The following is a 26172-nucleotide window of genomic DNA, read 5'->3' on the forward strand; positions in this document are numbered from 1 at the left end:
ATATGCGATTAGATAAATTTTTAAAAGTATCACGTTTAATTAAACGTCGTACATTAGCGAAGGAAGTAGCAGACCAAGGTCGTATTACGATCAATGGTAAGGTCGCGAAAGCTAGTAGTGCTGTTAAAGTTGGCGATGAGCTAGCTATTCGTTTTGGACAAAAAATTGTGACAGCGCGTGTAGAGGAATTACGTGATACTGTGAAAAAAGAAGATGCCGCAAAAATGTTTACTATTTTGAAGGAAGAGCGCCTTGAAAAAATTGAACCTGAATTTATTGATGATGAGGACTAATTAATAATAGTGTAGGAGTCTTCTGAAGTTGTCCATGGCTTTTTCCGTAAATGGGGGATAAAAGTGTAACAACTTTAATAAAGTTGTCATGCTTTTAAGGTTGTCCGCATAAAGTGAACAGAAGCTAGGACGACTAAAGGAGGAAAAAAATGACGCTACATCAAGAAAGTAACCGTTACACAATTCCATCTGGAGAGCATATTTTAACGATTCGTAATCGTAAAAGAATGGACATGACTTCTGTAAAATCAATTGAACGCTTTGATCAGGAAGAATTTTTCATCAAGACGTCCCAAGGGCATTTGTTAATCCGTGGAGAAGAACTGCATATCGTTCATTTAGATGTTGACAAAGGGTTATTGACGCTTGAAGGAACTGTAAAAACCTTGCAGTATGACGAGGAGGAAAGTGGCTTCTCGAAAGGTTTCCTTCATAAATTGTTTGGATGATTGTTAGTGAACAATTTGTTCAGCTATTAGTCATGGTTTTGAGCGGTATAGCAGTCGGGTTCATTATTGATAGTGTAAGGCTCATTGTTTTTTCAACTCCAAAAAGGTCAAGCCTTCGAAGATGGATGATGGTATTTGAACTACTTACCTGGATTCTACTTGGAGGCATGACATACTATTTATTATTTTGGCTAAAAGATGGCGCTTGGCGGGCTTATGACCCGCTAGCGCAAATAGCCGGAATTTTTTTGTATCAAACGTTTTTTCAAACTTTTTTACGTTTCGTCGCGAGGGTTTTGGTGAATATAACATGGAGACCCCTGTGGTTCATCATACGGTTAATAAGTGCTATCATTCGACAAATTTTTAAATTCTTAATAAGTATTAGTGCGTTTGTTTTAAGACCTTTTGTCAAAATTTATTCGTATTTGTCCAACACTTTTTTTAAAAAAGTTCGATTTATCAAGTATAATAAAAGACAACAATAATTTTCGGAGGTGCGGGCATGACTTTACGTCGTTCATCAAATGATGACCAACAAAACTATACTAAACTTGATAATGACTATGTCCGTAACACGGATAAAGCTATAAATCGTAAAATTCAAGCGCGAAAACGGAAAATGCGCCGTATTGCCTTTTTTGCGATTGTGCCAGTCGTTATTATTGCCTTTCTCTTAAATATACTTTCGAATCAAAATGAAACTCTAGCTGCAAAAGAGCAAAAAAAGGTTGAAGCGAAGGAGCATCTTTCTGAATTGAAAGATGAGCGAGATTCGTTAAATCTTAAAATTAAACAGTTAGAGGATGATGAGTATATCGCGAAGTTATTACGTAAAGATTATTTTTTATCCGAAAAAGGTGAAATAATTTTCATTATTCCGGACGAAAAAGGTAAAAAAGGCGATATACCGGAGGAAAAAGATAAAAAAGACAGCAAATCAGAAAAGAAAGGTAAAAAAGAAGACTGAAAAGCTATGTATTGTTGACACTCTTTTATTGTTATATATAATGAAAAGAGAAACTTATTGTAGTAAAAAGTTTGATTAAATTGATTACATGACTCAAATGAGTCGCTTAATTTTTAAGGAGGAGCATTTTTTTTATGTCAATTGAAGTAGGCAGCAAGGTACAAGGTAAAGTAACAGGAATCACAAATTTTGGAGCATTCGTTGAGCTGCCAGACGGCAAAACAGGCTTAGTACACATCAGTGAAGTTGCTGACAATTATGTAAAAGATATCAATGAGCATCTAAAAGTTGGAGATGAAGTTGAAGTAAAAGTGATGAATGTTGAAGCGGACGGAAAGATCGGTCTTTCAATCCGTAAAGCAAAGCCTCAAGCAGAGAGACCAGAGAGACCAGAGCGTCCAGAGCGTCCGGCACGTCCACGTCGCGATAATCGATCTAATGATCGCAACGATCGTCATCAGCCAAAAGAGAATTTTGAGCAAAAAATGGCACGTTTCTTAAAAGATAGTGATGAACGCCTAGCAACACTTAAACGTGCTACAGAATCAAAACGCGGTGGTCGTGGAGCTAGAAGAGGGTAGTTTGCTGACTGTTTTAATCGTAGAAAAAGTGTATTAAATAGATTTGGGATTAGCTTTTTAATAAAGCTAATCCCTTTTTTTAATAATCTCTGCATACATCTCATCTAGCTATAAGTCATAATGACCCTTCTAGTAGGATCTATGTGTCGTCCTACAACGTGGATGTCGGTCTTTTCTTCTTTTTAGGAGCTTGCGCGGGTGTTTGTTCTGTTAGTGTTTCTAAAGGTTTTTCGGCTGGCTTAACAACCATTTTGACAAGTAAAAACACACCGTAAACACTAACCGCTAGTCCGGTGAGGAGTAAAAATATTTGTACGGCAAATGGTAAATTAATAAGAATAGATACGAGAATAATCATAGAGCCACTTCCGCAAATTAAAGCAGCTTTAGTTAATGAACCCAAAGGAAATAAACCTCCTAGTTTACACGCTTTTTTCATTATTAGTATGCCATATTTTTATGTTCATCACCATAACTTGGGTTGATTTCCGTTTCAGCTGGGGTCTTTTCGAAGGGGCGTTAGGAGCAACGAGTATTTTTTATGTGCGAAAGCGAAGCGACAGTAACAATAGGGTTTTGTCTGTGCGAAAGCAACAGCAACAGTAACAACAACAGTGGCAATAACAAAGGGAAACTGCTCGTGAAACCATTGGCGCAGGCGTTCCTAAACTGATTACACCGGGGCATCAGGTAGTAAAAAAATAAATAAATTCGATATTTCTAGTATTCAACTTTAATCTGCAAAAAAAATAGGCGTCTCAGAAATCGTTCTGAGACGCCTATTTGATATGACCCCTACGGGATTCGAACCCGTGTTACCGCCGTGAAAGGGCGGTGTCTTAACCACTTGACCAAGGGGCCTACTATGGTGGCGGCCGAGGGGATCGAACCCCCGACCTTACGGGTATGAACCGTACGCTCTAGCCAGCTGAGCTAGGCCGCCATTAAATATTATGGAGCGGAAGACGAGGTTCGAACTCGCGACCCCCACCTTGGCAAGGTGGTGTTCTACCACTGAACTACTTCCGCGTTTTGCCTTAAGCAACAAGTTATATAATACATGCCTTTGTAACTAACGTCAAGTAGTTTTTTTAAAAAAATTAATAAAAATATATGGTTTTATTAATTATTTAAAGATTTGCTAACAAAAAGAGAGAGTATTTGATAGCTCATCACCATAAAGTGTAGTTGATTTCCGTTCCGACTAGGCGCTTTGTTGCTGACGCTTCGCTTTCGCACAGAAAACATCCGCTTCGCTGCAGGGTCTCGGGCCAACAGATGTCTTTTGCGCGAAAGCGTAGTGCAACGAAGCGACAGCAACAGCACCGATGTTGGTCACGAAGGCGTTATCACAGGATGTGATGCTTTTAGCCTTCGTTCCTCTATTGCTAATCTCCAAGGAGTCGCCTAGTCTCCACTCCGATCAACTCTTATCAAAGGTGTTTGGACTCCACTGAAATGGAACCACACCTTTATTTATCTCACCACCTACAAATGTAGGAGTCTTCTGTAGCTGACGCTTCTCTTTCATTACAAAAGACATTGCTGAATGAAGTTAGAGCCTCCGTACGCAATTATACCGAGGCATAATTAATCAAATGTCATCCACAACTTTTGGTGATGAGCCTTTTGATTGGGAATTTATCAAACTTTTTGTTCTTAAGTAGAAAAGTATCGGTGTACTTGTTGACTATAGTATTTTAATGAAATTGGGAGCATCGATCAATGAAAAAGAAGGGGCCAACATGCACTAGACCTCTCATGGCAAAAAAAATGTAAAGTTTTTTATGTAACAACGGTGGGACTGGGTTATGTAATTTTCGTAATTTTTAAACAAATTATACAGAAAGAGATGTTTATAATGTTGTGCAGCAAATCGTTTTTGTAGAAATTGTTGCCATTTCTCGTATTTATGCATATGTATTCGTCGAAATGTTTATATTTTTTTCTGTCACCGTCAGACAATCTTTCCATACATAATTTCTTATAATAGCTCCAAAAGGCAGAAAGGGGATAGTGAAATGACGAGTATTGAATGGTATAACACGGCAAATGTAGACGAACAGAAATTAGGAGTGAAAAAAAGGCAATTGTTAATAGGCTCTTTATTTTTTTTAACATCCTTCTTTTTAGCTCAGTCTGTGGTGTTTGAAGCGGCCGTACCTTTCTCAGTTCCTTTTTGGGCAATTATTCGAACGAAATATAAAGAATATGCCAAATATGTTTTGTTCGGTGGTTTGATAGGATGTTTTTTCCTTGGCTTTGGACAAGTCTTCATTTTAGCATTGCAGATCGTCTTGTATGAATGTGTTATGCGCTTCCGTTATTGGCAGATACCACAAAGTATAGCGGTATCTTTAGCGGTACTACTTGTACAGATAATGTGGCAGGGAGTTATGTATCAAGGTTTACCTCCGGTGCTTGTGCAATTTTATGTAGGCTGTGAAGCGGCTTTAGCTCTTATTATGACGCTGTTTATGCAAGTGTTGTTTGTCAATTCTCATGAATGGTTTACGAGTCATTGGACTTATGAGAAGCTAGGCTCTGGATTAGTTGTATTTGCTGCTATGCTTACAGGTATGCAAGCGATTGTCATTAGCTATTTTTCACTCCCCATTTTTTTATTACAACTATTCATTTGCTTCGGTGCGTTAGTAGGAAGTGTACCATTAGCGACGGTTATCGGAGCCGTACTCGGGACTCTCATTGGTGTTGCAAAACTTTCATTTACGGGTATGCTGTCTGTAGCCACCTTAACAGGATTGTGTGCCGGGATGGGGGCTCGTGTTGGACGATTCGGTGTAGCAATTGGCAGTATTTTGCCAAGTGTGTTTTTTTTATTTTACGATGCAACATTGCCGTTAGATAGCGTGTATTTTACATCGATTGTTGTTGGTAGTATCGTTTTTATAACGATCCCAAGTAAATATTCTGAAAAGGTGCGGGACAAGCTGTTTCCACAGCGTGAGGAGGTCTTACTCGCTCGTCAAAATTGGTTAACGGAGCATGTTACGTTTAAATTAGAGCATTTTCAGCATTTTGTACAGTTTATGAAGGAGCTTGTGTTTGAGCGTTTTATGACGGCCCCGATAGAAGAGGCGAAGGAAGTGTCACCGATGAATACATGCTTGAGCTGTTTCCGCTATGATCGCTGTTGGGGAGCGCAAAATAACGGAATGGACAAGCTCATGACAGACTGGTTTCATATGAAAGGTGTTGGGAAGGATTCTGGTATTCATCGTGTCGAAGAACAAATACGCTATAAATGTGTGAAATCAACGAAAATTTTCGAGGAATTGGAAACGGAGCTGTACAGAGAGCGCATTAATGGTCAGTATTTCCATGGTAAGAAAATGATAGCGCTTCAGCTACGTGATATGAGCAATCATCTAAATCAGTTAATAGCGGAGATGAAAGAAGAGACTATTTCATTCGTTAGTGTGGAGAAGGACATTACTCAACGATTAAAAGATGCTAATATTGAATGTTTTCAACTAGATGTGCTTAGTAATAAACCTGGGGCACGAAAAATAGTCTGTGCTTTAGCACCAGCACGAGTCGATTGGGAGGAAGACACAACAGTAGCTGAACGGATGATATTGCCGATTTTATATGATATTTTTGAAGAACCATTTGAAATTGAAAAAGTAGTAGCAAGCGATATACCATTTCGTCACATTCAAGTAAGCTTTAGATCAGCTATTAGCTTTGAAGTAGAGTATGATATATATAGCATGTCTAAAGATGCGACGTTATATTCCGGTGATTCCCATGCATTATTTCAATTACATCCAGGACTATTTGCAATTTTATTGTCAGATGGTATGGGTCAGAGTAAAGAAGCACAGCATGAGAGTAGAAAGTTAATACACTTAATGCGAGAATGTTTAAATTACAATATGAACCCAGAGACTGCGATGCATACGTTGCATTATGTCATGTCCTTAAAGCAACAAAATGATATGTATGCAACGCTTGATTTTGCACTTGTCGATTTACAACAAGGTGATTTATGGTCGTGGAAGGCAGGGGGAATGTCTACGTATATTTTACGTGGGAAAGAGGTGCTGAAGGTTGAAAGTAATGCAGCGCCTGTAGGTTTTTTATCCATTTCAGCAGTCGAGGCTGAAAAAAGAAAGCTTAAAGCTGGCGATGTAATTTTGATGCACTCTGATGGATTATTTTCAAGTGTTGATGATTGGGACGAGCAAGAAGAGCTATTTTTAGCGTATGCGCAGCAAGTAGCTGGAACTACTAAAACCATCCAGGAAAAACTAACAACGATTATGCAATCTTTCCAATCTTACTATGCCATTGAAGACGATTGCACTGTATTGATGCTAGAGGTTACACATGTTGTACCTACGTGGGCTGTATTTAGGCCAGTTCAACACTCTATGAGCAATTCATCATAAAAGAGAACGAAAAGGGGAGGAGAAGCGTTTGTCACTTGAATTAAAGGTCAAAAAATTTATCGAAGAAGAGCAATTATTGCAGCAAGACGACCATCTTCTCATCGCCGTTTCGGGTGGAGTGGATTCAATGGCTTTGCTCCATTATTTTGTCAAAACAAAAGAGCAGTGGGGAATTACAGTAGGAGCCGTACATGTTGATCATATGCTAAGAGGTGAAGCGTCTACTGAGGACAGAGCTTTTGTCCAGAAGTATTGTGATGAGTATGGTGTATATTTATATGCAAAGGCAATTCCAATACCAGAGATTATGGCTTCAGAAAATGGAAATACACAGCTTATTTGTCGTAGAGAAAGGTATCAATATTTTAAAGAGGTCATGGAAAAAACGAATGCTAGCAAGCTTGTAACTGCACATCATGCGGACGACCAACTGGAGTCAGTATTAATGGCCCTGACAAAAAATGCAACGATAAATGGTATGCAAGGTATACGTTCACAACGTATTTTTGAAGGAAAAACATTAATTCGTCCGTTTTTAACGGTTACAAAGTTAGAAATAAGGGAATATTTACTTAAGCAAGGTTTAGATTATCGGGAAGACGCTAGCAATGCTAAGGATACCTATGTACGCAATCGTTTTAGACATCATGTGGTGCCTTTGTTGGAGGCAGAAAACCCAAGAGTAACAGAGCAGGTAACTCATTTTACAAAACAATTGCAAGAAGACGATGCCTATTTAATGACATTAGCGGAGGATGTATTTTCTAGAACAGTAAAAAGAAAAGATGGAAATACATATAGCATGGAAATTAAGGCTCTTCAATTGGTACCACTTGCTTTACAAAGGAGGCTCATTTTAATACTATTAAACTATCTTTACAAAGATTCAAATACGATACAAAGTTATGCTTTATTGACTTCAATTTCAAAGCTTTGTGATACGACAGCAGGGTATGCTGAAGTTCACTTGCCAGAAGATTTTATAGCAGTTCGCCGTTACGGAAAATTAACAATTCAGAAGAAAGAGCCATTAGAAGATGAAGCTTCTCCTGAGAAAAAGATTATTTCGACTACTAATGGGTGGACAACACTGACGAATGGTGAACGTTTATGCGTAGTCGAGTTGCCTGATTTATCGTCTGAAATGCTGACGAATACTGCACAACTTTTTTATTTTAACGCTAGCAAACTCAAACTTCCACTCTATGTTAGAGCGCGTAAGGAAGGGGACAGAATACTGTTAAAAGGAATGGATCAGCCAAAACGCTTATCTCGCCTTTTTATAGATGAAAAGATTCCTTTAAATGAGCGAAATAGCTGGCCGTTACTGATTTCTCAATCTGATGAGGTCGTAGCGGTAATTGATGTGCGTATGGGAATGTTTTTTTCAACCTCTCCGCAACCAAACGATGATACAGTGCTCATCGTAGACTAAGGTCTTTGTAAAATTTCACCCCAAATGGTTGAACATTTTTTTATACACACGAGGAGGAATCGCTATGTTACAAAATGACATCGAAAAAGTTATGATTACAGAAGAACAATTACAAGAAAGAATCGCTGAGTTAGGGGCACAATTGACAGAGGAATACAAAGATTCATTCCCGCTAGCAGTTGGTGTTTTAAAAGGGGCAATGCCTTTTATGACAGACTTGATGAAACGTTTCGATTCTTTCATTGAGCTAGATTTTATGGATGTTTCTAGCTACGGAAATGCTACAGTTTCATCAGGGGAAGTTAAAATTCTAAAGGATTTAAATACAAGCGTTGAGGGACGTGACGTATTAATCATCGAGGATATTATTGATAGCGGCTTAACGTTAAGTTATTTAGTAGACTTATTTAAATACCGTAAAGCAAAATCCATCAAAATTGTGACATTGTTAGATAAACCATCAGGTCGTAAAGTAGACTTAGGTGCTGATTATGTTGGTTTTGAAGTGCCAGATGGTTTTGTTGTAGGGTATGGTTTAGACTACGCAGAAAAATACCGTAATTTACCGTATATCGGCATTTTAAAGCCGGCAGTTTATTCTTTCTAACAAGTAAGAAATTAACGAAAGAATACCACTATGAAAAGTAAGTGCCTCCAGCGAAGGTCATAGATTTTTATTTTTTTAACTTCTTTCGTCCCCCACCTCTATAGGTGGTGAGATGAATGCAGGTTTAAGTTGCTTTTTAGCAGGTGTCCAAACATCCGCTAAGAACGCCACGTCCTGTGGCAATTAAGCACAAAGCCGATTCAGGACACAATTATGCAGAGGCATAATTGATCATAATTCAAAAATCTAGGTACATTGTTAGATGCAACTACGCTGGAACATACTTGATAAATGCATAAATATTTTTCGATTTCGACAAAAATCGGACGAAACTTTTTTTATGTAGGGCTTTTCGTTGTATGATGAAATCATGATATGTTAAGATTTTACTTATAATTTTTCTGTTTGTAATGAGGAGGCTGGAGATGAATCGAATATTTCGATATACCATATTCTATTTACTGATTTTCTTAGTGATTATCGGTATATTTGGTACTTTCAATGGTGGAAATGCGCCAACGAAAGAGTTAACTTATTCTGAGTTTCAAGATGCTCTAGATAAGAAAGAAATAACAAGTGCTACAATTCAACCTGATAAATCAGTATACATCGTTGAGGGTACGATGAAGGGTTATGAGAAGGGTCAAAGCTTTACAGCAAATATCCCTCGTGATAACCAATCTTTATTGAACCGTATCGATGAGGCTGCTAAGGATAAGAATAGTAATATTAAATATTTAACAGCGCCAGAAACAAGTGGATGGATTCAGTTCTTTACAGGGATCATTCCTTTCATCATTATCATTTTCTTATTCTTCTTCCTAATGAGTCAATCTCAAGGTGGCGGTAATAAAGTGATGAGCTTTGGTAAAAGTAAAGCCAAACTTTATGACGACCAGAAGAAAAAAGTTCGTTTTACAGATGTAGCGGGTGCTGATGAAGAGAAAGCAGAGCTTGTAGAGGTTGTTGATTTCTTAAAGGATCACCGTAAATTTACTGAAATTGGTGCCCGAATTCCAAAGGGTATCTTACTTGTAGGTCCTCCAGGTACAGGTAAAACATTACTTGCACGAGCGGTAGCAGGTGAGGCAGGCGTACCATTCTTCTCGATTTCAGGTTCTGACTTCGTAGAAATGTTTGTCGGTGTCGGTGCATCACGTGTTCGTGACTTATTTGAAAATGCCAAGAAAAATGCACCTTGTATCATCTTTATCGATGAGATTGATGCAGTAGGTCGTCAACGTGGCGCAGGTCTTGGTGGTGGCCATGACGAGCGTGAACAAACATTGAACCAATTGTTAGTTGAAATGGATGGTTTCGGGGCAAATGAAGGTATTATTATTATCGCTGCAACAAACCGCCCAGATATTTTAGATAAAGCGTTATTACGTCCTGGTCGATTTGACCGTCAAATTACAGTAGGACATCCTGATGTAAAAGGTCGTGAAGCAATTCTAAAAGTACATGCGCGCAACAAGCCTTTATCTGATACAGTAGATTTAGCAGCTGTTGCACAACGTACACCAGGTTTCTCAGGTGCTGACTTAGAGAACTTGTTAAATGAGGCTGCACTTGTAGCGGCTCGTAAAAGCAAACGTACAATTAATATGGCAGATATCGATGAGGCATCTGACCGAGTAATTGCAGGTCCGGCAAAAGCTAGCCGCGTTTACTCAGCGAAAGAGAAGAAACTTGTAGCCTTCCATGAAGCTGGGCACGTAGTTGTTGGTTTAGAGTTAGATGAAGCAGATACAGTACACAAAGTAACAATCGTCCCTCGTGGCCAAGCTGGAGGTTACGCGATTATGTTACCGAAGGAAGAACGTTTCTTCACAACAAAACAAGAACTATTAGACCGTATTGCTGGCCTACTTGGTGGTCGTGTAGCAGAGGAAATCGTACTTGGCGAAGTATCTACTGGGGCACATAACGACTTCCAAAAGGTAACAAGTATTGCACGTGCCATGGTCACTGAATATGGTATGAGTGAAAATCTTGGTGCAATGCAGTTTGGTTCAAGTCAGGGTGGGAATGTATTCCTTGGTCGTGACTTTAATTCAGATCAAAATTACTCTGATTCAATCGCCTATGAAATTGATAAAGAAATGCAAAAAATTATCGATTCGCAATATGAGCGTACTAAACGAATCTTAACTGAAAAACGTTATTTACTTGATTTAATTGCTAATACATTAATGCAAAAAGAAACATTAAATGCGCAAGAAATTGAGCATTTACGTGATCACGGTGTCTTACCGGAACCTGAGGTAGAAACGGTTGTGGAAAAAGCTCCTAAAGCTGAAGCTCAACCAATATTAGATGTAGTTGGTGAACAGGCTGTTAAAAAAGAATTGCTTAGCAATGAGCCGGATCCAACAACAGCTGATTTACCTAAAGAAGGTAGAGAGCCGAATAATACACCAAAAGGTATCGATGAAAAGCGTGATTAATGTGAGAAAGACTGTTTACGATTTTAGTAAGCAGTCTTTTTCTTTGCCTTTTTTCGGTAATAGGTATTACGATAGAATGTACGCAGCTGCGTATATAGGTTCTTAAATTTTTTAGGACCAAAATAGATAGGAGTGTTGTAACGTGGGAAATGTAACATTGAATAATGGTTTAGAGATGCCGTTAATAGGCTATGGCGTTTTTCGAGTGCCTGAAGGGGATGACTTGGCTGAGGCGGTTAAAACAGCTATTGCAAAAGGTTACCGTAGCATTGATACAGCCCAAGTATATCGCAATGAAGAAAGTGTTGGACGAGGAATTCGTGCAGCAATTAACGAGGGCTTAGTAACACGTGAAGAACTATTCGTAACATCAAAGGTTTGGAATGATGGACTTTCCTATGAAGAAACACTGGCAGCTTATGATAGTAGTTTAGAGAAATTAGGATTAGATTATTTAGATTTATATTTAGTTCACTGGCCAGGTATAGATACAAATTATGTTGATGTTTATAAAGCGCTTGAAAAAATCTATCAGGATAGCCGTGTACGCTCAATTGGTGTTAGTAATTTCCATGTTCATCATTTAGAAAATTTATTAAAGGAAACATCGGTTGTTCCTGTTATTAATCAAATTGAATTTCATCCGCACTTAACTCAAGAGGAGGTACGTGCCTATTGTAAGGAAAAGGGGATACAGGCAGAAGCGTGGTCACCATTAATGAATGGTTCTTTATTGGAAGAATCATTGATTCAGCAGTTAGCTTCTAAATATGGCAAAACACCAGCGCAGATTGTGTTACGTTATGATGTGCAGCATGGTGTAGTCACTATTCCAAAAACAATGACTCCTGCACGTATGACGGAAAATCTAACGGTCTTTGACTTTGCATTAGCTGAGGAAGAAATGACTCAGTTAGATGCACTAAATGATGGCCTACGTTGCGGACCAGACCCAGAAAAATTTAATTTTAAATAATGTGAAAGGAGCTACCTAATATGGGGGTGGCTCCTTTCAAAATAAATTTCATACTAAAAAAGTGAAGTTGATTTCCGTTCCAGGCTACTCGCTTTGTTGCTGACGCTTCGCTTTCGCACAGAGCAAAGCTTCCTGTGGGCGAGCGTCGAGCCGCTTCCTTCGCTTACGCTCCGTGCAGGGTCTCGTCTGTCTCGCTTTCCCACGGGAGTCGAGTAGCCTTCCACTCCAATCAGCGGTAGCGTAGAACTTTTATAAAATATTATTCATTTCAAAAGTGAATAATATTACGACCTATAACAGGGAAGTAATTGTCGACCTGTTATTGCTAACGCTACGCTTTCGCACAAAAACACATTTTGTTGAAGTTTTTTAATAACTATAAATAGAGTACCTTGCCAGAAGATACACGCTAAGTAGATTGGTTGATTGAAGTGGAGGCTGGGCGACTCCTTGGGGATCAGCGTCACAGATGAGACCCTGGAGCGAGCATCGCGAGTGAAGCGGCTCATCGGACGCCCCCAGGAAAGCGCCCAGCCGGAACGGAAATCAACACCACGTTTTGGTGATAGGAATTAAATTTAATTGAAAGGAGCTACCTAATATGAGGGTAGCTCCTTTTGGGAGTAAGAATGTATGCTATTTCATAGGAATAAAAATGTGGTATCATTTTCTAAAGTGTTTAATTCGATTTTTTGTGCATGAATATGCATTGTTTTAGTTGTATCAATCGTATAGTGACAGGTACAATTACGATGAAGGGCAATAAATAGGAGGCATCAACCATGATTTTAGTTTTAGATGCAGGGAATTCGAATATCGTATTAGGTGTCTATGATGACAACGATCAATTGGCCTTCCATTGGCGTATGGTGACTGACCTTCATAAAACAGAAGATGAATACGCAATGCAAGTATTATCTTTCTTTAATCATGCAGGCATTTCATTTGAACAGGTTACAGGCATTATTATATCCTCTGTTGTACCACCAATAATGTTTTCGTTAGAAACGATGTGTCAAAAGTATTTTCGCAAAAAACCGCTCGTTGTAGGACCAGGTGTGAAAACAGGATTGAATATTAAATATGAAAACCCGCGTGAAGTTGGCTCAGACCGCATAGTGAACGCTATTGCAGCTCTTGATGTTTATAAAGCACCACTGATTATTGTTGATTTTGGTACTGCCACAACATATTGTTACTTAAACGAAAAGGGCGATTATATGGGCGGTGCTATCGCTCCAGGTATTTCGATTTCAACGGAGGCGCTTTATACACAGGCAGCTAGATTGCCACGTATTGAAATATTGCGCTCTACACATATTGTTGGAAAGACAACCGTATCTGCGATGCAGGCCGGGATTTTTTATGGCTTCGTGGGGCAAGTTGAGGGAATTGTTAATCGCATGAAAGCACAAAGTAAGGAAGAGCCTTTAGTAATTGCTACTGGAGGATTAGCAAATTTAATTGCTGGTGAGACGCAAGCTATTGATGTAGTCGATCCGTTTTTAACATTAAAAGGCTTATATAAGCTATATAAACGCAATCAATAAGAAATGAGGGACATTTCATTTATGAAAGACTATTTAGTACGAGGTTTAGGATTCAACGGACAGGTTCGTGTTTTTGCGGCTTGTACAACAACAACTGTAGGAGAAGCACAACGTCGTCATAATACATGGCCTGTTGTGTCGGCAGCCCTTGGTCGTTCTATGACTGCTGCGGTGATGATGGGTGCCATGTTAAAAGGTGAGGAAAAAATCACTGTTAAAATTGAGGGGAACGGTCCAATTGGTCCAATGGTAATTGACAGTAACGCGCACGGTGAAGTACGTGGTTTTGTAACAAATCCCCACGTTCATTTCGATTTAAACGAGCACGGTAAGCTTGATGTTCGAGCGGGTGTTGGGACAGAGGGCTCATTAACAGTCGTAAAAGATCTTGGCTTGAGAGACATGTTCTCTGGACAAACGCCAATTGTATCGGGTGAAATTGCTGAGGACTTTACTTACTATTTCGCTACATCAGAGCAAGTGCCTTCATCTGTTGGATTAGGGGTTTTAGTAAATCCTGATAACACAATTCTAGCAGCTGGTGGGTTTATCCTTCAATTAATGCCAGGTTGTGAAGAAGAAACAATCGATGAAATTGAGCAGCATCTTGCTTCTATAGAGCCTGTTTCAAAAATGATTGAAAAAGGTTTTACACCGGAGCAAATATTAGAAGCTGTATTAGGAAACGGTCATCTGCAAATTTTAGATTCCATGCCGGTAGAATTCAAATGTCAATGTTCAAAAGAGCGATTTGGTGCAGCGATTTTAGGGTTAGGGACACAGGAAATTCGAGAAATGATTAAAGAGGATGGCGAAGCAGAAGCACAATGTCACTTCTGTTTAGAAACATACCACTTCTCAAAAGAAGAGTTAGAAGGATTCATCGATGAGCTCAACGCGTAATCGACGACCTTTATCCGCTGCAACACCCAACCAAACGCCCTTATTGCAACGTCGTCTGAAGACAAAACCTGCATTAACAGTTATTGCAATCTTATTATTAGGAAATATTTTATGGTTTATAACTTGGTTAATTCCTAATAAAGACAAGGAAATTGGTAGCGACGAGCAAGTCGCTGCCGTTGACGGGGATATTATTACACGTCAAGAGTGGATGGTAGCCATGGAAGAACGCTATGGTAAAGAGACGCTACAAAATTTAGTGAATGAAACAGTGATGGAAAAAGCAGCTAAAAAGTTTAAAATACAAGTAACGGATAAGGAGGTTGATCTAGAGTTAGCCTTAATGCGTTCTGCCCAAGATAAATTTGATACTGCAATGCAAAACCTTTCGTCAGAGCAACTGCAACAAAAAATTCGCTCACAGCTTATATTAGATAAGGTACTGACAAAAGATGTGGTTATAAAAGAAGGTAGTATTGAAAAATATTATGAGGAAAATCAGGCACTGTACAATACGAAAACAAGCTATCGTACGAATTTTATAGAAGTGAATTCAAAAAAAGCTGCTGAGGAAGCATTAAGTGAAATAAAAGATCCCGCTGATTTTTCGGTGTTAGCACGTGAAGTTTCAGTAGACAGTGCTTCAGCTAGCTTAGGCGGAGATATTGGTTTCCTCACAGAAAAACAGGAAAATGTCGATCCTGCCATTTTAAAAGCAGTGAAGGCTTTAAAAACAGGTGAGGTTAGTAAAGCATTTAAGCTCGCTAACGGTCATTACGGAATTGTACAAGTTCAAGAGATAACAGAAGGACAATCCTTTACATATGACGATGTGAAAGAACATATTGAACGTGAGCTTGCGTTAGAGCAATTGCCACAACATGTTACACCGGAATCATTCTGGTCTGAATTCAATGCGACTTGGTATTACGGAGAAGCAAAAAAAAGTAAATAACAGATTGCTCTGAAATGAGTAGCAATTATGCCTCGGCATAATTGCGTCCGGAATCGGCTTTGTGCTTTGGCCTGCAGATACGTTACAAAAACATTTGTACCTGTCGCTACGCTTTCGGTACAAAAGACATTTGCTGAAAGAAGTTGAAAAATCTGCAAGATATCTGCGGGAAAAGTGAGCCAGGGAAACCCTGCAGACGTTTAGCGTCAACAGAGTAATGGCCACTTCGGGATATTGAGCAGATTTTTGTTTCCCTTCATTCGCAAAGCCAATAACTTTTGACGTTATTACGAACAAGGCGAAGTAATAAATATTCTGAAAATATAAGTTATATTTATTGACAATCGAATGGTAAAATTGATAAAATCAAAAATAAGTAAAACCTATAAAATTAGTAGGGATTAGGAGTGGATTGATAAATGAGTAGATTAGCAAACTCAGTAGCTGAATTAGTTGGTAAAACGCCAATTGTTAAATTAAATCATGCAACAGGTGAAAACGAAGGTACTGTTTATGTAAAATTAGAATATTTTAACCCGGGTAGCTCAGTGAAAGATCGTTTAGCTTTAGCGATGATTGAAGCGGCTGAAAAAGACGGTACATTAAAGTCTGGTGGTACAATTATTGAACCTACTTCTGGTAACACTGGTATTGGTCTAGCGATGATTGCTGCTGCTAAAGGCTATAAAGCGATTTTAGTAATGCCGGAAACAATGAGCCTAGAGCGTCGTAACTTATTACGTGCATATGGTGCAGAGCTTGTGTTAACACCTGGACCAGCAGGTATGAAAGGTGCAATTTCTAAGGCGGAGGAATTAGCTGCTGAACATGGCTACTTCTTACCACAACAATTCACGAACCCAGCTAATGCAGTTGTTCACCGTTTAACAACTGGTCCGGAAATTGTAGAAGCATTTGAAGGTTTAAAATTAGATGCATTTGTTGCTGGTGTTGGTACAGGTGGTACAATTACGGGTGCGGGTGCTGTGCTAAAAGAGAAGTATCCAGAGATTGAAATTATTGCTGTTGAGCCAAAAGATTCACCAGTACTTTCTGGCGGTCAACCAGGGCCTCATAAAATTCAAGGTATCGGAGCTGGCTTCGTACCTGAAGTGTTAGATACAGATGTGTATTCTTCTGTATTCCCAGTTGAAAATGAAATTGCTTTCGAGGTAGCTCGTAAAGTAGCACGTGAAGAAGGTATCTTATGCGGTATTTCATCAGGTGCAGCTATTCATGTTGCGATTGAAGCAGCAAAACGTTTAGGTAAGGGCTCGAATGTTCTTGCAATCGTACCTTCTAATGGGGAACGTTACTTATCAACACCTTTATATCAATTTGAAGACTAATCCAATTATTTGAACGTAAAGGCTCCTTTAACGAGGAGTCTTTTTTATTTGTTAAAGAATCTTATTCTATTTTCAAGTTATGGATTACGAGGTATTTCGTTCGCAAAAGAGGTGGAGTGCGTACTGTTGCTTCGGATGTAAATGAGCGTTTTAGCATATTTGTTCATCACCGATCTGATGTAAAAACATTCGGTAATTAAATTTTACGTGGCTATTGAAAAATATTCGCTTCCAGGCAATATTCAAGTTAAGATGGAATCACATCATATGACTTAAAGGGGAATAGCAACTTGAAGACAATACGGACGAAAACAATAACGATGGATGCAGACTCGTTTTTTTATAGTTATAAGAAGCAAACTGAAGCAGAACAAGCACATGTATTTTTAGAAAGTGGACGCGGAGGGAATTTTACAATAGCTGCTTGGAATCCGCTAGCTATAGCACAATCAATCGAGAATGGTTTACTTGTAAATTGGAGAAATGGTGAGACTGAAAATTTAAATGGTGAACCTCTTGCTTTGTTAGAGAAATTAGTGGAGAACTATCACATTGCATATAGTTCGGACCTTCCTGTTTTTCAAGGTGGTGCTATCGGGTTTGTTTCATACGATTACGCTCGTAAAATTGAAGCGTTACAGAATACTGCTGTAGATGATTTACATATACCAGATATCTATTTTTATATTTTTGATTGCTGGGCAGTACACGATGTGAAAACAAATAAAGTAACGCTTATGAAGCTAACAGACTGTAGTGTGGATTTGGAAGAATGGGCTAATGTGTGGCAAGAGGCCGCACAAGAAGGACTGCTTACACGTAAATTTGAAAAAACAAATGCTGTCGAAATAGTAAATGACGAAAGTGAATTGTTAGTATCTTTTGCTGGGACTGCCTTTGAGGAAGCAGTAAGTAAAATCCAAACATACATAGCGCAAGGTGATGTATTTCAAGTGAATTTGTCGGTACGTCAATCAAAAAAATTAAACGCAACTGCAATGGATGTATATGAAGCATTACGTGCATTTAATCCTTCACCTTACATGGCTTATATAGAAGCGCCGGATTTTACTGTCGTTTCTGGTTCACCTGAGCTTTTGGTGAAGCGTCATGGTAAGGAGTTGTCTACTCGACCAATCGCTGGTACACGACCAAGAGGTAAATCCGAGGCTGAGGATTTAGCTTTAGCGCAAGAATTGATCGATAACGAAAAGGAACGCGCTGAACATGTAATGCTTGTTGATTTAGAGCGCAATGATTTAGGGAGAGTATCTACATATGGGACGGTTGAAGTAGATGAGTTCATGGTGATTGAACGTTATTCACACGTGATGCACATTGTTTCTAATGTACGAGGAGAAATAGCTGAAGGGAAAACGAATGCAGACGTTATCCGTGCCATGTTCCCAGGAGGAACAATAACAGGTGCACCTAAAATTCGTACGATGGAGATTATTGAAGAATTAGAACCTGTAAGACGAGGGTTATATACGGGTTCAATTGGCTGGCTAGGCTTCACAGGTGATATGGAATTTAATATTGTTATTCGTACAGCATTTGTTAAAGATGGAGTAGCGCATATTCAGGCAGGCGCAGGAATTGTTATTGATTCTGTTCCGGAAATAGAATACCTAGAATCTTTAAATAAAGCGAAGGCGATGTGGCAGGCAAAGGCAATGGCAGAGGAGCGAGCAAAATGATTTTAATGATTGATAACTACGATTCTTTTACGTATAACCTTGTACAATATTTTGGGGAATTTGGACATGAATTAGTGGTCAAAAGAAACGATGTATTAACGGTGAAAGATATTGAGCAGCTTGCACCAGATATGATTGTCATTTCTCCGGGGCCATGTAGCCCGAATGAAGCGGGTGAAAGCCTGAACATTATTAAGTATTTCGCGGGAAATATTCCGATTTTAGGCGTTTGCCTTGGCCATCAAGCTATTGCTCAAGTATTCGGGGGGAATGTTATACGAGCTGAACGTTTGATGCATGGTAAAACATCACCGGTACTACATGCTGAAATAGGTTTGCATAAGGGGATGCCAAATCCATTTGCAGCTACTCGTTACCACTCCTTAATTGTAGAAAAGGAAACGTTACCGGCATGTTTTGAAGTGACAGCATGGACAGAAGAAGGTGAAATTATGGGCGTTCGTCATAAAGACTATCCAATTGAGGGAGTGCAATATCATCCTGAATCGATTATGACGGAGCAAGGTAAAAAGCTTCTACGCCAGTTTATAGATTTGTATGTTGAGGGAGCGAAGTAAATGCTGTGCTGGATGAATGGAGACTACATAGCGGCGCAGGACTTGCGCATTTCACCATTTGATCATGGATTTTTATACGGATTAGGCTTTTTTGAAACGTTTCGAACGTATAAGGGTAAGGTATTTTGTTGGGAAGCACATATGGAGAGGTTGCAAACCACGCTTTCTCAATATCGTATTCATATGCCGTATACTGAAGAGGATTTACTTAATGTTGCTCAGCAATTAAATGAACAAGCTGATGGGCAGGATGGATATTTCCGAATAAATGTCTCAGCTGGAGAGCATAGTATCGGTTTACAGCCTACTGAATATAGACAACCGAATGTTATTGTTTTTCGCAAAGAATTACATGATACACCTCGAGGTATGGAAAAAAACGCACAATGGCTTGTAACACCGCGTAATACGCCTGAAAAAGGGCTTCGAGTGAAATCGCACCATTATGGCAATAACGTTCTTGGGCGTTTTGAGATGCCATCTTTGGCACAACAAGAAGGCTTCTTTTTAACGGAAAATGGCTTTGTTGCTGAAGGTGTAACATCAAATATCTTTTGGGTGAAAGATGATATACTATATACGCCTTCCTTAGAGACGGGTATTTTACCTGGTATTATCCGAGCGTGGGTAGTTGAGCGAGCACAATCTCTAGGGATTAAGGTAAAAGAAGGCTTCTTTACTAAAGAGGATGTAGAGCAAAGTTCAGAGTGCTTTATTACTAACTCTGTACAAGAGCTTGTTCCAATTCTTAAATTAGAGAGCAAGCAGTTATTAGGCAATAAAGGGCCTGTTTATTCGCGTTTACATGAAGTATTTGTCAATGAAGTGGAACAAGAATAGAAGGAGAGTTAACATGCTAGAAAAATATACAACACCATTAACTATTAACGGGATCACGTTAGACTATACAGCAGAAACTTTTGTGATGGGTATTTTAAATGTCACACCGGATTCATTTTCAGATGGAGGAAAGTACAATAACGTAGAAGCTGCAGTTGCTCAAGCGAAAAAAATGGTAGCTGAGGGCGCTAAAATTATTGATGTTGGCGGAGAATCAACACGCCCAGGTTATGAACGTATTTCCGATGAAGATGAAATTGCACGAATTGTACCAGTTATTCAAGCTTTAGTAGCTGAAGTGCCAGCAGTTATATCGGTTGATACGTATAAAGCGAACGTAGCTCGTGCAGCTATTGAAGCTGGTGCACATATTATTAATGATATTTGGGGAGCGCAAGCTGAACCCGAGATCGCTCAAGTTGCTGCAGATTTAAATGTACCGATTATTTTAATGCATAATCGAGACAACACTAATTACGGTGCTGATTTCTGGATGACGGCAAAGGCTGACTTAGAGAAGAGTATTGCTATTGCTCGGAATGCAGGTATACCAGACAATCATATTATTTTAGATCCAGGCATAGGCTTTGCGAAGACTACTGCTCAAAATATAGAAATGATGAAGCATTTAGATGATTTAGTAGCAATGGGTTATCCTGTTTTGCTAGCGACTTCACGTAAATCAATGATTGGTAATGTCTTAAAGTTGCCTGTTGAGGAGCGTATAGAAGGTACAGGGGCAACAGTTGTTTACGGTATTGAAAAAGGCTGCCATATGATTCGTGTGCATGATGTAAAGGAAATGGCACGATCTACACATATGGCTGATGTTTTAGTTGGTAAGCGTACTTATAAGGAGGAAGCGTGATGGACTATATTCATTTAAAGGACATGCAGTTTTACGGCTATCATGGCGTTTTAGCAGCGGAAACAACACTTGGCCAACGCTTCCGTGCCAATGTTTCACTTGCTGTAGATATGACAAAGGCTGGAGAGACGGATGACTTAAATCATACGGTGAACTATGCAGAGGTTTATGCGTTATGCCGTGATATTGTAGAAGGAGAGCCTTTCAAGCTTATTGAAGCGCTTGTATCCAAAATAGCAAACAGTATTTTAGAGACATACTCAGAAAAGGTTAAGGGAGTTCGCGTGGAGCTTATTAAACCAGATCCACCAATCCATGGCTATTATAAAGAAGTATCGGTAGAGATCACGAGAGGTGATTACGAATGAATGATGTGTATTTATCAATCGGTACAAATATGGGAGATCGATTTGAAAACCTACAACATGCTGTTACTCTTTTAAAGGGCAAAGAGGAAATTGAAGTTGTACACATTTCTTCTGTTTATGAAACAGCTGCTGTAGGCTACACGGACCAAGCAGATTTTTTAAATATTGCTGTTCATATTAAAACGAGTTACTCATCTTCCGAAATGCTGAACATTTGCCAATGGGTTGAAAGCGAACTTGGGCGTGTTCGTGAATTTCGATGGGGCCCTCGAATCATAGACCTTGACATTCTACTCTACAATCATGAAAATGTTGAAACAGAGAGCTTAATTGTTCCACATCCAAGAATGTATGAGCGAGCTTTCGTATTAGTTCCACTAATAGAAATTACACCTGCACCAGTTGGACAACAACTGCAAAGGGCACATGATACAATGCAGCAGATGAATTGTGAAGAGGAAGGCGTAACTTTATGGCGAGCATCAGCAGAGCTGAAAATTATGCAGACTGTTAATTAAGTTTTTAATCCAGTGGTCAAAGATAACTGGTGTAGTGACTGCCTATAACATCAGCAAGCCTAAGCACAAAGCCAAATTCGGATGCCATCATGCCGAGGCATAATTGATTTGCGTAGCATTAACGATTGATATATGGAATAGGTGAAAACCTATAGAAGGAGGAAAACAGCGTTGAGTCAGACAACTGAAAAGCCGTTTCAAATTGGCGATATAGTCATGGACAACCGTGTCGTATTAGCACCAATGGCAGGAATCTGTAACTCTGCTTTCCGTTTAACTGTTAAGGAGTTCGGAGCAGGGCTAGTATATGCAGAAATGATTAGTGATAAAGGGATTGTCCAGAAGAACGAAAAAACACTAGGCATGCTTTATATCGATGAGCGTGAAAATCCACTTTCATTGCAAATCTTTGGTGGTGATAAGGCTACGCTAGTGGAAGCGGCTAAGTATGTAGATGAAAACACAACTGCCGATATTATCGATATTAATATGGGTTGCCCAGTTAATAAAATTATTAAATGTGAAGCGGGCGCCCGTTTACTTTTAGATCCAAATAAATTATATGAAATGGTAGCGGCTGTTGTAGATGCAGTAAAAAAACCTGTCAGCGTGAAAATGCGTATTGGCTGGGATGACGAGCATATCTTTGCTGTTGAGAACGCACAAGCTGCCGAACGTGCTGGTGCTTCAGCAGTAGCTGTTCATGGACGTACACGTGTACAAATGTACGAAGGAAAAGCAAATTGGGATTTCATTCGTCAAGTGAAGGAAAATGTAAAAATTCCTGTGCTTGGTAATGGTGATGTAGAAACTCCTCAAGATGCAAAACGTATGCTTGATACTACTGGAGTGGACGCAGTAATGATTGGACGCGCTGCGTTAGGCAATCCATGGATGATTTATCGTACAGTTCAATACCTTGAAACTGGTGAGTTAAAGGAAGAGCCGAGTGTACGCGAAAAAATTGATGTGTGTTTGCTTCACTTTGAACGCCTTATGCAATTAAAAGGAGAAGGTGTGGCGGTACGTGAAATGCGTAAACATGCTTCATGGTATTTAAAAGGTATTCGTGGTAATGGTAAAGCGCGTAAAGCGATTAACCAAACAGAAACTGCGGTAGAGCTTCGTGCGCTATTAAATGGAATTGTACAAGACTACGAAGAGCTTGAATCTAAATTAATAGTACCAGAAGCAAAAGAATTAATTCTTTAATACAGTAAATAGACGTCTCTCTGTTCGTTCTGAGACGTCTATTTTTCTGGGAACATTAATTTTTAGAATTATTAATTATTTATCCTATTATGGAAATTAAAACGAAACAGATGATTACAGCAATAAAATTGTGTACAATAGAAATATTATGGACGTAAACGCAACGCGGACAATTTAATAAGGAGTGAAACAAGTGTCAAACATAGAAGAATTAAATGATCAGCTTTTGGTGAGACGCCAAAAAATGACGGCTATTCGAGAAAATGGTCAAGATCCATTTGGTAGTCGTTTTGAACGCACGCATTTATCAACAGAAGTGCGTGAACAATTTGCAGATCAAACGAAAGAGCAGCTAGAAGAAAACCTACAAGAGGTAATTATTGCGGGTCGTATTATGACGAAACGCGGTAAAGGAAAAGCTGGCTTTGCACATATTCAAGATTTAGGTGGCCAAATTCAAATTTATGTTCGTCAAGATCATGTTGGCGAAGAAGCATATGAATTATTTAAACAAGCTGACTTAGGCGATATCGTAGGTATTCGTGGTAATGTATTCCGAACACAAGTTGGAGAGCTTTCAGTAAAAGCTGAAGAATTTACATTCCTATCAAAAGCTCTACGCCCTATGCCAGAAAAATTCCATGGCTTACAAGATGTTGAACAACGTTACCGTCAACGCTATTTAGATTTAATGACGAATGAGGATAGTAAAACAACATTCATTACACGTTCTAAAATTATCCGTGCTATTCGCAATTATTTAGATAATGCAGGATATTTAGAAGTAGAAACACCAATGCTTCATACAATAGCTGGTGGTGCGGCGGCTCGTCCGTTTATTACACACCATAATGCGCTTGATATGGAATTATATATGCGTATTGCAATCGAACTGCATTTGAAACGTCTAATTGTTGGTGGACTAGAGAAAGTATATGAAATTGGTCGTGTTTTCCGAAATGAAGGGATTTCAACACGCCACAATCCTGAATTCACAATGATAGAGCTGTATGAAGCTTATGCGGATTATAAAGATATTATGTCTCTAACTGAAAACCTTATTGCTCATGTAGCTCAGGAAGTTTTGGGCACTACTACAGTTCAATACGGTGAAGATGAAATTGATCTTGCTGTAGGCTGGAAACGAGTTCATATGGTAGATGCAGTAAAAGAAGCTACAGGTGTAGACTTCTGGCAACCGATGACTAAGGAACAAGCTCAAGCGCTTGCTAAAGAACATGGAGTAGAAGTTAGAGAAACACATGAGGTAGGGCATATTATTAACGAGTTCTTCGAGCAAAAGATTGAAGAGACTCTTGTTCAGCCTACATTTGTTTATGGTCATCCAGTAGAAATCTCGCCTCTAGCAAAGAAAAACCCAGAGGACGAGCGTTTCACAGACCGTTTCGAACTATTTATCGTCCGTCGTGAGCATGCAAATGCCTTTACAGAACTAAATGATCCAATTGACCAACGTGAGCGCTTTGAAGCTCAGTTAGCTGAAAAAGCAGCTGGTAATGATGAAGCACACGAAATGGACAATGATTTCATTGAAGCATTAGAATACGGTATGCCTCCAACAGGTGGATTAGGTATTGGTATCGACCGTTTAATCATGCTTCTTACAAATTCACCATCAATTCGCGACGTATTATTATTCCCAACAATGCGTCATACTACTAAGTAATAGTTTTAAAAGGTTATCTTGAATAAGCAGGAGTCGAGGTGTAGAAGAAGCACTAAGACTCCTGTTTTGCATCTTCTGCAATGAAATAGTAACTATTTAAAAGTTTAAATTAGAAAGAATTAAGTAGAGTATTTAAATGATGAATGAATTTAAGGTATACTTTTAGAGTTCTATAATTTGCAGATTAAATAGAAATAGACATTATCAAAAGTTTTATTGGAGGCTTATAATGAATTATAAAATCTTTAACAAACAAGTATTTGAACAGGCACAAGTACGCTCAGTTTCAGATGTTCTGTTAACTGAGGAAGAGCTTGAACATGGTATGAAATTGGCGGTTTCTAAAGCAGATCCAACTCTTACATTATATTTAGTGGATATAAACGGTCAGAAGAAATTCGATGTCCGTTGGGATGATTCCTCTGAAATTTTCAGCGGCTGGTATTCTGCGTGGGATAATTTCTCTTGGTGCCTAGATGTAGCTGATAAACAAAATAATTAAAATTAGTTGATTTTAGATTTAAGTTTAATTAGCTAACTTTCAATTTTGAATACCGCATTTGTAGCAGAACAATAAAGTTAAAAAAGTAACAACCATGAATAAGTAGGAGTCGAGGTGCAGGAGAACCGCTGACTCCTTTTTTCATGGTTGAGTATTTATTAGGGTAATGGTGCGTTCCGATGTGTTTTGATATCTTTTATGCTTTACGAAGGGAAGCTTTAGAAAGAATCCTTGAAAAAAGACCAATATAGATACTCTTCTTATTTAACTATCTTTCAGTAGGTGTCCAAACACCTGTCGCTGCGCTTTCGCTACAAAGGCATTTTCTGAAAGAAAGTTAAAGCCTCTAGCGGATGTTACGGGATCGGCAAGGAGTTCTTTGTGCAAGCAAAAAGCCAATTCCGGACGCAATTATGCCGAGGCATAATTGATTTTATTGAGATTTATGAGAAAGAGATGTATAGTAAAACAAATAAAGAGATAGCTAGAAGATTATAAGAATTATTTAGTGCTCGAAAAATCGTAAAATAGCTCGCTAATTCTATATTTATAAAAAAGATAATTTTATAGCAAAAAAACACTTGCGGTTGTATTGAAATCGTGTTAAATTATTACTTGTCGTTAAGACGACGCAAGAAACGAAACGGATTCAAAAAAACATTAAATAAAGATGTTGACATTGAAATCGTAGAGTGATATTATATAAGAGTTGCTGCTTTTGAAAAGAAGTTAAAAACTTCTAAAAAAGTGTTGACAACAAAAACAAGAAAATGTTATATTATAAAAGTTGTTGAAACAAAATGACAACAAAATGAACCTTGAAAACTGAACAAGCAAAACGTAATCAATATAGTTTTTAGTAACTAACCTAGAGTTGGTGAACGAAACAAAATTTTGGACATCAAACATGATGCCAGCAAAACAATTTGAGCTAATCAAATTTCTTTTTATGGAGAGTTTGATCCT

The 26172-nt window shown here is 38.7% G+C and carries 24 protein-coding genes and 3 tRNA genes; 23 read left to right on the top strand and 4 right to left on the bottom strand.

The genetic code is table 11. The features are described from left to right. Positions 1-2 precede the first annotated feature (2 nt). From ACMZ42_RS21460 to ACMZ42_RS21480, 5 genes are all read left to right on the top strand, one after another. Positions 3-293 carry an RNA-binding S4 domain-containing protein gene (locus ACMZ42_RS21460; RefSeq protein WP_370081906.1) on the top strand — a complete coding sequence of 97 codons (291 nt, stop codon included), beginning with the start codon at positions 3-5 and terminating at the stop codon, positions 291-293. A 149-nt stretch (positions 294-442) separates the two neighbouring features. After that, positions 443-742, top strand: a complete 300-nt coding sequence (gene yabP, locus ACMZ42_RS21465; RefSeq protein ID WP_004229167.1) for a sporulation protein YabP — start codon at positions 443-445, stop codon at positions 740-742. Further along, the gene (gene yabQ / locus ACMZ42_RS21470) at positions 739-1230 is read left to right on the top strand and encodes a spore cortex biosynthesis protein YabQ (RefSeq protein WP_415732732.1); all 492 of its coding nucleotides are present in this window, start codon (positions 739-741) and stop codon (positions 1228-1230) included. The genes yabP and yabQ overlap by 4 nt, the downstream gene beginning before the upstream one ends. A 17-nt stretch (positions 1231-1247) precedes the next feature. Further along, positions 1248-1712, top strand: a complete 465-nt coding sequence (locus tag ACMZ42_RS21475) for an FtsB family cell division protein (RefSeq protein ID WP_370081910.1) — start codon at positions 1248-1250, stop codon at positions 1710-1712. A gap of 134 nt (positions 1713-1846) precedes the next feature. After that, the gene (locus ACMZ42_RS21480; RefSeq protein WP_054612548.1) at positions 1847-2293 is read left to right on the top strand and encodes a S1 domain-containing RNA-binding protein; all 447 of its coding nucleotides are present in this window, start codon (positions 1847-1849) and stop codon (positions 2291-2293) included. Positions 2294-2444: 151 nt separating this feature from the next. On the opposite strand, the gene ACMZ42_RS21485 is transcribed toward ACMZ42_RS21480, so the two are convergent. From ACMZ42_RS21485 to ACMZ42_RS21500, 4 genes are all read right to left on the bottom strand, one after another. After that, positions 2445-2696 (bottom strand): hypothetical protein, encoded by a 252-nt coding sequence (locus ACMZ42_RS21485; protein ID WP_370081912.1) that lies wholly within the window; start codon positions 2694-2696, stop codon positions 2445-2447. 386 nt (positions 2697-3082) lie between these two features. Beyond that, positions 3083-3154 (bottom strand) — tRNA-Glu (locus ACMZ42_RS21490). A 5-nt stretch (positions 3155-3159) separates the two neighbouring features. Next, positions 3160-3236, bottom strand: a tRNA-Met gene (locus ACMZ42_RS21495). Positions 3237-3247: 11 nt separating this feature from the next. Further along, positions 3248-3322 (bottom strand) — tRNA-Gly (locus tag ACMZ42_RS21500). A gap of 992 nt (positions 3323-4314) precedes the next feature. On the opposite strand from ACMZ42_RS21500, the gene ACMZ42_RS21505 reads away from it, so the two are divergent. The 18 genes from ACMZ42_RS21505 (at position 4315) to ACMZ42_RS21590 (ending at position 25206) form a co-directional block, all read left to right on the top strand. Beyond that, positions 4315-6708 carry a SpoIIE family protein phosphatase gene (locus tag ACMZ42_RS21505; protein ID WP_370081914.1) on the top strand — a complete coding sequence of 798 codons (2394 nt, stop codon included), beginning with the start codon at positions 4315-4317 and terminating at the stop codon, positions 6706-6708. A gap of 28 nt (positions 6709-6736) precedes the next feature. Further along, a complete protein-coding gene (gene tilS, locus ACMZ42_RS21510) occupies positions 6737-8143 on the top strand; it encodes a tRNA lysidine(34) synthetase TilS (RefSeq protein ID WP_370081916.1) in 1407 nt (468 codons plus the stop codon). Positions 8144-8207: 64 nt separating this feature from the next. Continuing rightward, on the top strand, positions 8208-8750 hold the full coding sequence (gene hpt / locus ACMZ42_RS21515; RefSeq protein ID WP_132364364.1) for a hypoxanthine phosphoribosyltransferase: 543 nt from the start codon (positions 8208-8210) through the stop codon (positions 8748-8750). A gap of 425 nt (positions 8751-9175) precedes the next feature. Continuing rightward, positions 9176-11200: an ATP-dependent zinc metalloprotease FtsH gene (gene ftsH, locus ACMZ42_RS21520; RefSeq protein ID WP_415732733.1), complete on the top strand. Its 2025-nt coding sequence runs from the start codon at positions 9176-9178 to the stop codon at positions 11198-11200. 142 nt (positions 11201-11342) lie between these two features. Continuing rightward, complete coding sequence (locus ACMZ42_RS21525; RefSeq protein ID WP_415732734.1) at positions 11343-12176, top strand: aldo/keto reductase; 834 nt, start codon at positions 11343-11345, stop codon at positions 12174-12176. Positions 12177-12958: 782 nt separating this feature from the next. Further along, a complete protein-coding gene (locus tag ACMZ42_RS21530) occupies positions 12959-13726 on the top strand; it encodes a type III pantothenate kinase (RefSeq protein WP_142510501.1) in 768 nt (255 codons plus the stop codon). 21 nt (positions 13727-13747) lie between these two features. Next, positions 13748-14629 carry an Hsp33 family molecular chaperone HslO gene (gene hslO, locus ACMZ42_RS21535; RefSeq protein ID WP_402875094.1) on the top strand — a complete coding sequence of 294 codons (882 nt, stop codon included), beginning with the start codon at positions 13748-13750 and terminating at the stop codon, positions 14627-14629. Then, positions 14613-15584 (top strand): peptidyl-prolyl cis-trans isomerase, encoded by a 972-nt coding sequence (locus ACMZ42_RS21540; RefSeq protein ID WP_415732735.1) that lies wholly within the window; start codon positions 14613-14615, stop codon positions 15582-15584. The genes hslO and ACMZ42_RS21540 overlap by 17 nt, the downstream gene beginning before the upstream one ends. Positions 15585-16003: 419 nt before the next feature. Continuing rightward, positions 16004-16933, top strand: coding sequence for a cysteine synthase A (cysK, locus tag ACMZ42_RS21545; protein WP_370081926.1), 930 nt, complete (start codon positions 16004-16006; stop codon positions 16931-16933). Between the two features lie 290 nt (positions 16934-17223). After that, positions 17224-18633, top strand: coding sequence for an anthranilate synthase component I family protein (locus tag ACMZ42_RS21550; protein WP_415732736.1), 1410 nt, complete (start codon positions 17224-17226; stop codon positions 18631-18633). Beyond that, positions 18630-19211, top strand: coding sequence for an aminodeoxychorismate/anthranilate synthase component II (gene pabA, locus ACMZ42_RS21555; protein WP_370081930.1), 582 nt, complete (start codon positions 18630-18632; stop codon positions 19209-19211). The genes ACMZ42_RS21550 and pabA overlap by 4 nt, the downstream gene beginning before the upstream one ends. Beyond that, positions 19212-20051 carry an aminodeoxychorismate lyase gene (pabC, locus tag ACMZ42_RS21560; protein WP_415732737.1) on the top strand — a complete coding sequence of 280 codons (840 nt, stop codon included), beginning with the start codon at positions 19212-19214 and terminating at the stop codon, positions 20049-20051. Positions 20052-20064: 13 nt separating this feature from the next. Continuing rightward, entirely contained in the window at positions 20065-20919 is an 855-nt protein-coding gene (folP, locus tag ACMZ42_RS21565) for a dihydropteroate synthase (RefSeq protein WP_370081934.1), read from the top strand. Next, positions 20919-21287, top strand: coding sequence for a dihydroneopterin aldolase (gene folB, locus ACMZ42_RS21570; RefSeq protein WP_370081936.1), 369 nt, complete (start codon positions 20919-20921; stop codon positions 21285-21287). The genes folP and folB overlap by 1 nt, the downstream gene beginning before the upstream one ends. Continuing rightward, entirely contained in the window at positions 21284-21805 is a 522-nt protein-coding gene (gene folK / locus ACMZ42_RS21575) for a 2-amino-4-hydroxy-6-hydroxymethyldihydropteridine diphosphokinase (protein WP_370081938.1), read from the top strand. Before folB ends, folK begins: the two co-directional genes overlap by 4 nt. A gap of 171 nt (positions 21806-21976) precedes the next feature. Further along, complete coding sequence (dusB, locus tag ACMZ42_RS21580) at positions 21977-23017, top strand: tRNA dihydrouridine synthase DusB (RefSeq protein ID WP_248717623.1); 1041 nt, start codon at positions 21977-21979, stop codon at positions 23015-23017. Positions 23018-23201: 184 nt separating this feature from the next. After that, positions 23202-24704, top strand: a complete 1503-nt coding sequence (gene lysS, locus ACMZ42_RS21585; RefSeq protein WP_415732738.1) for a lysine--tRNA ligase — start codon at positions 23202-23204, stop codon at positions 24702-24704. Between the two features lie 229 nt (positions 24705-24933). After that, a complete protein-coding gene (locus ACMZ42_RS21590) occupies positions 24934-25206 on the top strand; it encodes a hypothetical protein (protein ID WP_370081942.1) in 273 nt (90 codons plus the stop codon). The last annotated feature ends 966 nt before the right edge of the window (positions 25207-26172 follow it).

This window comes from Lysinibacillus sp. NPDC056185 (assembly GCF_047737915.1).
Lineage (GTDB): Bacteria > Bacillota > Bacilli > Bacillales_A > Planococcaceae > Lysinibacillus.